We start from the raw sequence: 12,473 nt of genomic DNA on the forward strand, positions 1-12,473 counted from the left end.
TTCGTGCTGACCTGCCAGTGCCATCCGGTGAGCGAGCGCGTGGTTGTGAGCTTCGACGAGCGGTAAGCGACGTCCCGCCGGCATTCGATTCGCGTAAACTAGGATCGCTCACCCGAGCGGTCCTTTCGTCTTTCCGGCAGCCGACACCGATGAACACGATTCATGTCACGAATGGCGATAGCGCGGCCCAATCGCTCACCGAAGCCCTGCTGCGCGCGGAACGCGATGAGCGCGTCATTGCGCTGCGCGACGATCTCGCTGTCGGTCCGCTCAGGGACATCGACGAATCGGTGCTCGCGCGCGCCACGTTCTGGCGTCAGATCATAACGAGCGGCATCGACTTCGAAGACGAACTCGAACAGCAACAGGCGCTCTTCACCCGCCTCGCGCGCGGCGACGGACAGATCGTCGTGTGGCACGGTCAGAGCGCGGCGGATCAGCTCACGTTGCGACGCGTCGCCTATCATCTGCGCAATGCGCCGCAGCGCCTGAACGAAGCAAAACTCACGTACGACGATCTGTCGATCGGAACCGACGACAGCGAGCCGCAACGCGTCAGCCGCGAAGACCGCGCGACGGCCGTCGGCATGTTCTCGCCGAAGCAACTGGTCGCGAAGCTGCCGACCGCCGCGCCCATTTCCGTGCTGCGCATCAGCCGGCTCGCGCTCGAATGGCAGGAAGCGAAGTACGCCAACGCGGAAACGCGCCGGCTGCGCGACAACATGCTCGTATCGGGAACGTGGACCGACGTCGACGAAGCGCTGCTCGATCTCGCCAGTCCAGAATGGAAGCCGGCCGCCCGCATCGCCGGCGCGGCGATGGCACAGCGCTTCGATTTCCTGCTCTCCGATGCCGTCGCGTTCTGGCGTTGCCGCGAACTCGTGATGGCGGGACGGCTTAAAATCCGCGGCACGCCGTCCGAAATCAGTCAGGCCGAACTGCGCCGCTGAATCCATATTTATAAGAACGCATTCTTCGAACACATGGCCCGTACCAAAGCGCCCGATCACGAGACGCAACGCGAACAGATCCTCGAACTCGCCGCCGCGAAATTCGCGCAGACGAGCTATCCCAGTACCTCGATGGCCGATCTCGCCGCGGCGAGCGGCACGTCGAAAGCCCGCCTCTATCACTATTACGAGAGCAAGGAAGCAATCCTCTTCGATCTGCTCGATCGCTACACGAAGCGGCTGATGCTGATCATCGCGGAGGTCGAAGGCGCGAGCCAGCGGCGCGGACTGGGCGAGCGCGAGGCGTTCGCCGAGCTCGTGCGCGCGTTCCTCGCCGAATATGAGACGTCGCACAGCCGGCACGTTGCGCTGCTGAACGACGTGAAGTATCTCGAAGAGGCGCAGCGCGAAATCGTCCTCGATCGTCAGCGCGACATCGTAGCGGCGTTCGCGCGACAACTGGCGCGCGCGTATCCGAAACGCGCGACCAAGGACAATCAGACCGCCCTCACGATGATGGTGTTCGGCATGATCAACTGGACGTTCACCTGGCTCAAGCCGGGCGGAAAGCTCGGCTACAGCGAATTCGCCGAGCAGGTCGTCGACATGATCGAAAATGGGTTAAACGTCGACCGTTAGAAAATGCTGCGGCACAACAGACTCACCGGTCGGTGAACCGTTGCGTTCACGCCAATCTGTTAAGCGACTGATTTCATTGACCCAAATTGATTTCAGCGCACGTTTAGAACGCCACGCCTAATCGGTTTTAAGGGTTTTCCCGTACTCGCTTCTCCTAGATCGGCTAGAATTCGTTTTGCTTTGCAGCACGCTGCATGACGAATCGAAGGAGAAACGACCGTGGAACTGACTATCAACCGCACTGCCGAGCAGATCGTCGCGCACGATCAGCCGCTCAAAGACGCGCGTATGCCGGTTCTCGTCCGCGAGTTGTCTTCGGCGGATCGCGAGCGTCTCCTCACGCACTTCCTCGCGCTCGATGAAGACGACCGTCTTCTGCGGTTCGGCCAGATCGTGCCGGACCACGTCATCGAGAACTACGTGCGCAACATCAATTTCGCGGACGACAAGGTGTTCGGTGTCTTCGGCAGCGCGCTGGAATTGATCGGCGTCGGCCATCTGGCCTATCTGCCCGCCGAAGGCGACAAGCGCACCGCCGAGTTCGGCGTGTCGGTGCTCGAAAGCGCCCGCGGCCGCGGCGTCGGCTCGAAGCTCTTCGAGCGCGCCGCCATGCGCAGCCGCAACACGCACGTGTCGGTGCTCTACATGCACTGCCTGTCGCGCAACTCGACCATGATGCACATCGCGAAGAAGTCGGGCATGAAGATCGAGTACGCGTACGGCGAAGCGGACGCCTATCTGTCGCTCGCGCCGGCCGATCAGACCAGCATCATGGCCGAAATGCTCCAGGAACAAGCGGCCGTGTTCGACTACGCGATCAAGCGCCAGGCGCATCGTGCGTCGCAGGTTTTTCAGGCGTTCGTTCCGACGGCGGACGCAGCTTAACCATCATCGAGAACAGCGCGGGGTTTGCGCTGCGAGCGGGACCAGCAAGGGCGGCATCGACCGCCCTTTTTCGTTTCAGCGCAACGGCAGAACCGTCGTCTCCTTGATGCGCTCCAGCGAGAAGCTCGAGCGTACGTCGATCACCGATGGATGATGCAGCAGCTCGTCCTGCACGAAGCGCGAAAAGTCATCCATGTCGCGCACTTGCACGCGCAGCAGAAAGTCCATCTCGCCGGTCATCGCGTCGCACGCGACGACTTCCGGCCATGAACGCACGGCTTCGCGAAAGAGATCGCCGTGCGTCGGCGCCTTCGGCGTGCCCGCCGCGGCCTGCGTGCCGCCGCGCTTTTCCAGACGCACGTTGATATAGGCAAGCAAGCCGAGCCCGAGTTTTTTTGCGTCGAGCAACGCGACGTACCCGCGAATGACGCCGATCTCCTCCAGCCGACGGATGCGCCGCAAGCACGGACTCGGCGACAGATTCACGCGCTCGGCGATCTCCTGATTCGACAGCCGGCCATTTTCCTGAAGGATCGCAAGAATGCGGCGGTCTATCGTGTCCAATTCGGGTTCGGCCATTTCATAGCTCCGGAATGCACTCGATTAGCAGTATCGTGCGCAATCTTATGAATGCGCGATTTGTTTCGCAAGTTTTTGCCATCGCCATCTGACTAAACTGTCTTCACGTCGCGCACACGCGCCGCACGCCAATCAGGAGACATGCATGACCGCAACGACTTGGGACAATCCCGTCGGCACCGACGGCTTCGAGTTCATCGAATACACCGCGCCGGATCCCGTCGCGCTCGGGAAACTGTTCGAGCAGATGGGCTTCACGGCGATCGCGAAGCATCGTCACAAGGATGTGACGCTGTATCGGCAAGGGGAAATCAACTTCATCGTGAACGCGGAGCCGGATTCCTTCGCGCAGCGCTTTGCGCGTCTGCACGGGCCGTCGATCTGCGCGATCGCGTTCCGCGTCGCCGATGCCGCCAAGGCGTATCAGCGCGCGCTCGAACTCGGCGCCTGGGGTTTCGACAACAAGACCGGTCCGATGGAGCTGAATATCCCGGCGATCAAGGGCATCGGCGATTCGCTGATCTATTTCGTGGATCGCTGGCGCGGCAAGAACGGCGCGCAGCCGGGCAGCATCGGCGATATCAGCATTTACGACGTCGATTTCGAGCCGATCCCGGGCGCGGAGCAGAATCCGGTCGGCCACGGCCTCACGTATATCGATCACCTGACGCACAACGTGCATCGCGGCCGCATGGTCGAATGGGCGGAGTTCTATGAGCGGCTCTTCAACTTCCGCGAAGTGCGTTACTTCGATATCGAAGGCAAGGTGACGGCAGTGAAGTCGAAAGCGATGACCTCGCCGTGCGGCAAGATCCGCATTCCAATCAACGAGGAAGGCTCGGAGAACGCCGGCCAGATTCAGGAATATCTCGACGCGTACCACGGCGAAGGCATTCAGCACATCGCGCTCGGCACGGGCGACATTTACGGCACCGTCGACGGACTGCGCGGCGCGAAGATCGCGCTGCTCGATACCATCGACACGTATTACGAACTCGTCGATCGTCGCGTGCCGGGGCATTGCGAATCCGTCGCGGAACTGAAAAAGCGCAAGATTCTGATCGACGGCACCAAGGACGAAATCCTGCTGCAGATCTTCACGGAGAACCAGATTGGGCCGATCTTCTTCGAGATCATTCAGCGCAAGGGCAATCAGGGCTTCGGCGAAGGCAACTTCAAGGCGCTGTTCGAATCGATCGAACTGGATCAAATGCGCCGTGGCGTGCTGAAGGACACCACCGCGAGCTAAGAAATACGAGGGGCACAAAAAAAGGGACATGAATTTCATGTCCCTTTTTCCATTCCGGCGACCCGCTTTGTCGGCGCGGACCGCGACGATCGGGTCAGCCCGCCGTCTCGTCGTCGCTGCTTTCGGATTCGCGGCGCTGTTGGGCGCCAGCCTGAACCGACTGAACGCGCACTTGCGCGACCTGTGCAACCGACGACGCCCCGAGCGGCGAGGCATTATTCGCCCGTGCGCCACCAACGGGCGCGCTGATGGCGAAAAAGGCTGCCGAAACCATCAAGAAATTCTGGATGTGGCGTTGTTTCATCGTTATCTCCTTCTAACTGCTTGCGTACAACTCGCTTTCGGAAGCCAAAACGTGCTTAAAAAGATGGCACGGGATTTCCGGAAGCGCCATTTTAGACAGGGATGAGCGGCAGGGTTCCGCAGATCGGTCGGTTTTACACGATGTAACAAAACCTTCCCGATCACGGTCAAATCGTCAAGGAATTGACGCAAAGCGCAACCAAGCGAGGAATTTTTAACGGGTTTGTCCCACTGTCTCGAAAACCCTTAGACCGGCAAACTGGAATCCCGGCCCGACCGTTCATAAGACGCGACGGCCCGAAACATGCTTTGGTGATCCCAAACCTCGGGTGGAGGAAGACACATAATGAACGCCCCGCTAGACGCAGAACAGAGAGCTTCGCTAGAAGCCGCGCTGAAGTCCGTCACGCTTGACGACAAATACACGCTCGAACGCGGCCGCGCCTACATGAGCGGCATCCAGGCGCTGGTGCGTCTGCCGATGCTCCAGCAAGAGCGCGACAAAGCCGCTGGTCTCAATACGGCCGGATTCATCTCCGGTTATCGCGGTTCTCCCCTCGGTGGTCTCGATCAGTCCCTCTGGAAGGCGAAGAAGCATCTCGCCGGGCATCAGATCGTGTTTCAGCCGGGCGTGAACGAAGATCTGGCCGCCACCGCCGTGTGGGGCTCGCAGCAAGTCAACCTGTACCCGAGCGCCAAATACGACGGCGTTTTCTCGATGTGGTACGGCAAAGGTCCGGGCGTCGATCGCTCGGGCGATGTCTTCAAGCACGGCAACTCCGCTGGCTCCGCGAAGCACGGCGGCGTTCTCGTGCTCGCCGGCGACGACCATGCCGCGAAATCGTCGACGCTCGCGCATCAGTCGGAGCACATTTTCAAGGCGTGCGGACTGCCGGTGCTGTTTCCGTCGAACGTGCAGGAATATCTCGATTTCGGCCTGCACGGCTGGGCGATGTCGCGCTACTCCGGCCTGTGGGTCGCGATGAAATGCGTGACAGATGTCGTCGAGTCGTCGGCTTCGGTCGATATCGATCCGCATCGCACGCAAATCGTGCTGCCCACCGATTTCGCGATGCCCGACGGCGGCCTGAACATCCGCTGGCCCGATCCGCCGCTCGTGCAGGAAGCGCGTCTGCTCGACTACAAGTGGTACGCGGCGCTGGCCTATGTGCGTGCGAACAAGCTCGACCGCGTGGAGATCGATTCGCCGCACGCGCGCTTCGGCATCATGACCGGCGGCAAGGCGTATCTCGACGTGCGTCAGGCACTGACCGATCTCGGCCTCGATGACGCGACGTGTTCGCAAATCGGCATTCGTCTCTACAAGGTCGGCTGCGTGTGGCCGCTGGAAGCGCAAGGCGCGCAGGAATTCGCGCGCGGGCTGGAAGAGATTCTCGTCGTCGAAGAAAAGCGCCAGATTCTCGAATACGCGATCAAGGAAGAGCTGTACAACTGGCCGGATGCGCAACGTCCGCGCGTCTACGGCAAGTTCGACGAGAAAGACGGCGCCGGCGGCGAATGGTCCGTGCCGATGGGCAACTGGCTTCTGCCCGCGCACTACGAGCTGTCGCCCGCGATCATCGCGAAGGCGATCGCCACGCGCCTCGAAAAGTTCGATCTCCCCGCCGACGTGCGTGCGCGCATCGCGACGCGCCTCGCCGTGATCGACGCGAAGGAGAAATCGCTCGCGCGGCCGCGCGTCGAGGCGGAGCGCAAGCCGTGGTTCTGCTCGGGCTGTCCGCACAATACGTCGACGAACGTGCCGGAAGGATCGCGCGCGATGGCCGGAATCGGCTGTCACTACATGACGGTCTGGATGGACCGCAACACGAGCACGTTCAGCCAGATGGGCGGCGAAGGCGTCGCGTGGGTCGGCCAGGCGCCGTTCTCGAACGACAAGCACGTCTTCGCGAATCTCGGCGACGGCACGTACTTCCATTCGGGCCTGCTCGCGATCCGCGCGGCGATCGCGGCGAAGGTGAACATCACCTACAAGATTCTTTACAACGATGCCGTCGCGATGACGGGCGGCCAGCCCGTCGACGGCGTGCTGACCGTGCCGCAGATCACGCATCAGCTCGCGGCGGAAGGCGCGGCGAAGATCGTCATCGTCACGGATGAGCCGGAGAAGTACACGGCGAACGTCGGACTCGCGCCGGGCATCGACGTGCATCATCGCGATGAACTCGACGATATCCAGCGCCAGTTGCGCGACATTCCGGGCACGTCGATCCTGATCTACGACCAGACCTGCGCCACCGAGAAACGGCGTCGCCGCAAACGCGGCGCGTTTCCCGATCCGGCGAAGCGCGTCGTCATCAACGAGGCCGTGTGCGAAGGTTGCGGCGATTGCTCGGTGAAGTCGAATTGCCTGTCGGTGGAACCGCTCGAAACCGAGTACGGCACGAAGCGGCAGATCAACCAGTCGACGTGCAACAAGGACTATTCGTGTCTGAACGGCTTCTGCCCGAGCTTCGTCACGGTGGAAGGCGGGCAGTTGAAGAAACCCAAGGCGACGAGCGTCGCGAGCGATGCGATGCCCGCCGTGCCCACGCCCGAGCTGCCGGAAATCGGGCGGCCGTATGGCGTGCTGGTGACGGGCGTCGGCGGAACGGGCGTCGTGACGATCGGCGCGCTGCTCGGCATGGCGGCGCATCTGGAGCAGAAAGGCGTCACCGTGCTCGACGTCACCGGTCTCGCGCAGAAAGGCGGCGCCGTGATGAGCCACGTGCAGATCGCGAATCGTCCTGCCGATATCCACGCGACGCGCATCGCGATGGGCGAGGCGGATCTCGTCATCGGCTGCGACGCGATCGTGACCGCGAGCAACGAATGCGGCTCGCGGATGCAGCCGGACCACACGCGTGTCGTCGTGAACAGCGCGCAAACGCCGACCGCCGAGTTCATCAAGAATCCGAACTGGAGCTTTCCGGGCGCGAGCGCCGAGGCGGATATCCGCGCGGCGGCGGGCGAGCACGTCGCGCTCGTCGATGCCAACCGCTTCGCCGTCGCGCTGATGGGCGACGCGATTTATACGAATCCGTTCGTGCTCGGGTTTGCGTGGCAGAAGGGCTGGGTGCCGCTGCGGCATGAATCGCTGGTGCGCGCGATCGAATTGAACGCGGTGCAGGTCGAGAAGAATCTCGCGGCGTTCGAATGGGGACGACGCGCGGCGCACGATCTTTCGTCGGTTACGCGGCTCGCTCACGGGACGCAAACGCAAGACGCGCCGGGCAAGATCATTGCGCTGCATACGCCGAAGGCGCTCGATACGCTCATCGACAAGCGGCTCGACTATCTCGCGAAGTATCAGAACACGGCTTATGCGGCGCGGTATGGGCGGCTGGTCGCGTCGGTGCGCGCGAAGGAAGCGGAACTTGGAACCGGTGATTATTCGTTGACGGAAGCTGTCGCGAAGAATCTTCACAAGCTCATGGCTTATAAGGACGAGTACGAAGTCGCGCGCCTGTATGCCGATCCGGTTTTCCTCGACAAGATTCGCGGGAGCTTCGAAGGCGACTGGAAGATCAAGGTGCATCTCGCGCCGCCTTCCTTGTCGAAGAAGGATTCGCATGGGCATCTGGTGAAGAAGCAGTACGGCCCGTGGATGATGTCCGCGATGCGTGTTCTCGCTCGTTTCAAGTTCCTGCGCGGGACGGCGCTCGACCCGTTCGGACGCACGGAGGAGCGGAAGATGGAGCGCGCGTTGATCGGCGAATACGAAGCGCTGGTGAAGGAGCTGATCGGCGGATTGACGGCAGAGAAGCTGCCGCTCGCGATCGAACTGGCGAATCTGCCGGATTCGATGCGCGGGTATGGGCACATCAAGGAAAACAACGTGAAGGCCGCGAAGCTGAAGTGGGAGAAGTTGCTGGGACGGTGGCGCGATCCGCAGGGTGACGAAAAGCGACAAGTAGCCTGACGCGCTGGCTCAAAAAAAACGGCGATCCTTTCCGGATCGCCGTTTTTCTTTCAGCGCAGCAAATAAACCTTACTTCGCCACGCGCGCATTCGCGCTCGCCACCGCCGTCATATTGATGATCCGACGCACGGTCGCCGCCGGCGTGAGGATATGAACCGGCTTCGCGGCACCCAACAAGAACGGCCCGACCGTCACGCCTTCGCCGCTCACCATCTTGAGCAGGTTATACGTGATGTTCGCCGCCTCGACGTTCGGCATGATGAGCAGATTCGCCTCGCCATGCAGCGTCGTGCCGGGGAACGAAGCCTTGCGCACGGCTTCCGAGAGCGCCGCGTCGCCGTGCATTTCACCGTCGATTTCGAGATCCGGCGCGCGCTCGGCGATCAGCTTGCGCGCTTCGGCCATCCGGCTCGCCGATGCGCTCGGCACGCTGCCGAAGTTCGAATTCGACAGCAGCGCGACCTTCGGCTGCACGCCGAAACGCTCGATCTCGCGCGCGGCGAGAATCGTCATGTCGGCGAGCTGTTCGGCCGTCGGCGTCTCATTGACGTACGTGTCGCTGATGAACAGATTGCGCCCTTGCAGCATCAGCAAGTTCATCGCCGCGAAGTTGTTGGCGCCTTCGGCCTTGCCGAGCACCTGATCGATGAACTTCAGATGATCCTGATACGTGTCGATGAGACCGCAGATCATCCCGTCCGCGTCGCCGGTATGAACCAGAATCGCGCCGATCAGCGTGTTGAACTTGCGCAGCGCGGCCTTCGCGCTTTCGGGCGTCACGCCCTGACGCGCGGCGATCTCGTGATACGCCTGCCAGCTCTTCTGATAACGCGGATCGTCTTCCGGATTCACGATCTCGAAATCGACGCCTGGCTTCAGCTTCGAGCCCATCTTCTGCAGACGCATCTCGACGACCGCCGGACGCCCGATGATGATCGGCTTCGCGATCTTCTCCAGCAGCACGAACTGCGCGGCGCGCAGCACGCGCTCGTCCTCGCCTTCCGCGAACGCGATGCGCGCCGGCGCCGCCTTCGCCGCCGCGAACACCGGGCGCATCACCATGCCCGTGCGATACACCGTCGCGCCGAGCGTCTCGCGATACGCGTCCATGTCCTTGATCGGACGCGTCGCCACGCCCGAATCCATCGCGGCTTGCGCGACAGCCGGCGCGATCTTGATGATGAGGCGCGGATCGAACGGCTTCGGAATCAGATATTCCGGACCGAATTCCAGCGAATGACCTTCGTATGCCTTCGCGACTTCATCGCCCTGATCGGTCTCTTCGGCGAGTTCCGCGATCGCGCGCACGCACGCGAGCTTCATCTCTTCGGTGATCGTCGTCGCGCCGACATCCAGCGCGCCGCGGAAGATAAACGGAAAGCACAGCACGTTGTTGACCTGGTTCGGATAGTCCGAACGGCCCGTCGCGACGATACAGTCCGGACGCACGCGCTTCGCTTCTTCCGGGCGGATTTCCGGCTCGGGATTCGCGAGCGCGAGAATCAGCGGCTTGTCGGCCATCGTCTGGACCATCTCGGCCTTCAGCACGCCCGCGCTGGAACAGCCGAGGAACACGTCGCAGCCGTGCATCGCATCGGCGAGGGTGCGCGCGTCGGTCGACGCCTGATAGCGCTCCTTCGACGCATCCAGATTGCCGCGGCCTTCGTAGATCACGCCCTTCGAATCGATCACGAGCGTGTTCGACTTCTTCAAACCCAGATGCACGAGCAGATCCAGACACGCGATCGCCGCCGCGCCCGCGCCCGAGCAGACGAGCTTCACTTCCTCGAGCTTCTTGCCGACGACTTTCAGGCCATTGAGAATCGCCGCCGAAGCGATGATCGCCGTGCCGTGCTGATCGTCATGGAAAACGGGAATCTTCATGCGCTCGCGCAGCTTCTTCTCGATATAGAAGCATTCCGGCGCCTTGATGTCTTCGAGATTGATGCCGCCGAGCGTCGGTTCGAGCATCGCGATCGCATCGACGAGTTTGTCCGGATCGGTTTCAGCCAACTCGATGTCGAACACGTCGATGCCCGCGAACTTCTTGAACAGGCACCCTTTGCCTTCCATCACCGGCTTGGCCGCGAGCGGGCCGATGTTGCCGAGTCCCAGCACGGCCGTGCCGTTCGTCACGACGCCGACGAGATTCGCGCGCGACGTGTACTTCTGCGCGTCGAGCGGTTCGTCGTAGATCGCCATGCAAGCGGCCGCGACGCCCGGCGAATACGCGAGCGAGAGATCGAGCTGGTTGGATAGCGGCTTGGTCGGAGTAACCGAAATCTTGCCGGGGCGGGGATTCTGGTGATACGCGAGGGCGCTTTGCTTGAGTTGTTCGTCCATGATTGACCTGAGACGTTTGGGAATTATTTGAACAGGGTTCACACTGCCGTCGACCGTGCTGCAATGAATGCGGAAATGTGAATCGATGGACCAAGTATCACGGCTCGGCACGTCGGATAGACGCAACGTGCCGCTCGGAAGGATGTGACGAGCGGACGGAGCCTTGGTTTTTTTGGGACGTCCAGTGTACACCGCGCACTTGAAATGACGCGATGCAACGTTTCAGCGCAATTTCGTCCGATGAAGCACGCTCAGACGAGCTCGGCGCCGCGCTTTTCGGGGATCAGAAAGAGCGTCGCGATGACATCGAGCAGATAGATCGACGCGAGGAACGCGAGCGCGACCGCGAACGAATAGCGCGCCGCCAGCGCGCCGACCGCGACCGGTCCCAGACCGCCCACCGCGCGCCCGATGTTGAACAGCACGTTCTGCGCTGTCGCGCGCGCTTCGGTCGGATAGATTTCGGAGATCAGCGCGCCGTAGCCGCCGAGCATGCCGTTCACGAACACGCCCATCACCGCGCCGCCGATCAGCAACGCGGACGGGCTCGTCAGATTGGAGTAGACGAAGACCATCGCGACCGCGCCGATCTGATAGACGAGAAACGCCGGCTTGCGCCCGAAGCGATCCGCCGCGAGACCGAACAGCCAAATGCCGAGCGCCATGCCGAGCACGGTGGCCGCGGTCCAGAGACCGGATTTCGTGAGCGAGTAGCCGAACGTCTTCGACAGATAGCTCGGCAGCCAGATCATCAGCCCGTAATAGCCGAAGTTCTGCACCGAGCACAGAATGATGACGCCGATGCTCGCGCGCGCGGTGCGGGCGTCGTCGAAGAGACGTTTGAGCGGCAGCTTGCGGGCGCGGTTCGCTTTCGCGGCCGCGCGGCGTTCGGTGAAGAGCGCGGGTTCCTCCACATGCCGCCGCACGAAAAACGACGCCACCGCCGGCAGCAGCCCCACCGCGAACATGCCGCGCCAGCCGATCAGGGGAAGGAGCAACGGCGTGACGAGCGCGGCGGCGAGCACGCCCAGTTGCCAGCCGATTCCGACATACGACGACACGCGCGCCCGCAAACGCGCGGGCCACGCCTCGGCGACGAGCGCCATGCCGATGCCGAATTCCCCGCCCAGCCCGATCCCGGCGATGGTGCGGTAAATCAGCAGATCGCCATAGCCCTGCGCGAGCGCGCATAAACCGGTGAAGACGGCGAACACGAGAATCGTCCAGGTCAGCATGCGGACGCGGCCGAAATAGTCGGACAGCATGCCGAACACGATGCCGCCCGCGACCGCGCCGGCGAGCGTCCACGTGACGAGCGCGCCAGATTGCGCGGGCGTGAGATGCAGGTCGGCGGCGATCGCGGGCAGCATGAAGCCGAGAATCAGCAGATCGAAGCCGTCCATCGCGTAGCCGAGAACGGACGCGATGAGCGCCTGCAGCGCGTGGCGCGTGGGCGCGACGCTGGAATCTTGTGTAGAGGGAACGGATGTCATCGGCGATGTGAAGTTGCGCAACAGCGCCGCGAGTTTACGCGCGAGCGGCGCGGCTTCACAACCTGCAAACAATTCGCCCCGCCTCGCCGCCTCGGGTAAAATGGCGGGCT

Annotated in this window: 9 protein-coding genes; 5 read left to right on the forward strand and 4 right to left on the reverse strand. The window is 62.2% G+C overall.

What is annotated here, in order from left to right; genetic code table 11:
• Positions 1-149 precede the first annotated feature (149 nt).
• The 3 genes from NCS02_RS13190 to NCS02_RS13200 all read left to right on the forward strand — a co-directional run bounded on the left by NCS02_RS13190 (position 150) and on the right by NCS02_RS13200 (position 2,474).
• Positions 150-950: a DUF1835 domain-containing protein gene (locus NCS02_RS13190; protein ID WP_034473234.1), complete on the forward strand. Its 801-nt coding sequence runs from the start codon at positions 150-152 to the stop codon at positions 948-950.
• 33 nt (positions 951-983) lie between these two features.
• On the forward strand, positions 984-1,589 hold the full coding sequence (locus NCS02_RS13195) for a TetR/AcrR family transcriptional regulator (RefSeq protein ID WP_008352714.1): 606 nt from the start codon (positions 984-986) through the stop codon (positions 1,587-1,589).
• A gap of 288 nt (positions 1,590-1,877) precedes the next feature.
• Complete coding sequence (locus NCS02_RS13200) at positions 1,878-2,474, forward strand: GNAT family N-acetyltransferase (protein WP_235366314.1); 597 nt, start codon at positions 1,878-1,880, stop codon at positions 2,472-2,474.
• A 75-nt stretch (positions 2,475-2,549) separates the two neighbouring features.
• Here NCS02_RS13200 and NCS02_RS13205 read toward each other — a convergent pair whose 3' ends face one another.
• Positions 2,550-3,053, reverse strand: a complete 504-nt coding sequence (locus tag NCS02_RS13205; RefSeq protein ID WP_250502765.1) for an Lrp/AsnC family transcriptional regulator — start codon at positions 3,051-3,053, stop codon at positions 2,550-2,552.
• Between the two features lie 145 nt (positions 3,054-3,198).
• Between NCS02_RS13205 and hppD the strand changes: the two genes are divergently transcribed.
• Positions 3,199-4,302: a 4-hydroxyphenylpyruvate dioxygenase gene (gene hppD / locus NCS02_RS13210; RefSeq protein ID WP_008352709.1), complete on the forward strand. Its 1,104-nt coding sequence runs from the start codon at positions 3,199-3,201 to the stop codon at positions 4,300-4,302.
• Between the two features lie 94 nt (positions 4,303-4,396).
• Here the strand turns inward: hppD and NCS02_RS13215 are convergent, their stop codons facing one another.
• Positions 4,397-4,606, reverse strand: coding sequence for a hypothetical protein (locus NCS02_RS13215; protein ID WP_250519799.1), 210 nt, complete (start codon positions 4,604-4,606; stop codon positions 4,397-4,399).
• Positions 4,607-4,951: 345 nt separating this feature from the next.
• Here NCS02_RS13215 and NCS02_RS13220 point away from each other — a divergent pair, with 345 nt between their 5' ends.
• The gene (locus NCS02_RS13220) at positions 4,952-8,527 is read left to right on the forward strand and encodes an indolepyruvate ferredoxin oxidoreductase family protein (protein ID WP_175979592.1); all 3,576 of its coding nucleotides are present in this window, start codon (positions 4,952-4,954) and stop codon (positions 8,525-8,527) included.
• 69 nt (positions 8,528-8,596) lie between these two features.
• Here NCS02_RS13220 and NCS02_RS13225 read toward each other — a convergent pair whose 3' ends face one another.
• Complete coding sequence (locus NCS02_RS13225; protein WP_034473239.1) at positions 8,597-10,870, reverse strand: NADP-dependent malic enzyme; 2,274 nt, start codon at positions 10,868-10,870, stop codon at positions 8,597-8,599.
• Positions 10,871-11,121: 251 nt separating this feature from the next.
• Positions 11,122-12,363, reverse strand: a complete 1,242-nt coding sequence (locus NCS02_RS13230; protein ID WP_250435327.1) for an MFS transporter — start codon at positions 12,361-12,363, stop codon at positions 11,122-11,124.
• Positions 12,364-12,473 lie beyond the last annotated feature (110 nt).

Source organism: Caballeronia sp. NCF2 (assembly GCF_023631205.1).
Lineage (GTDB): Bacteria > Pseudomonadota > Gammaproteobacteria > Burkholderiales > Burkholderiaceae > Caballeronia > Caballeronia zhejiangensis.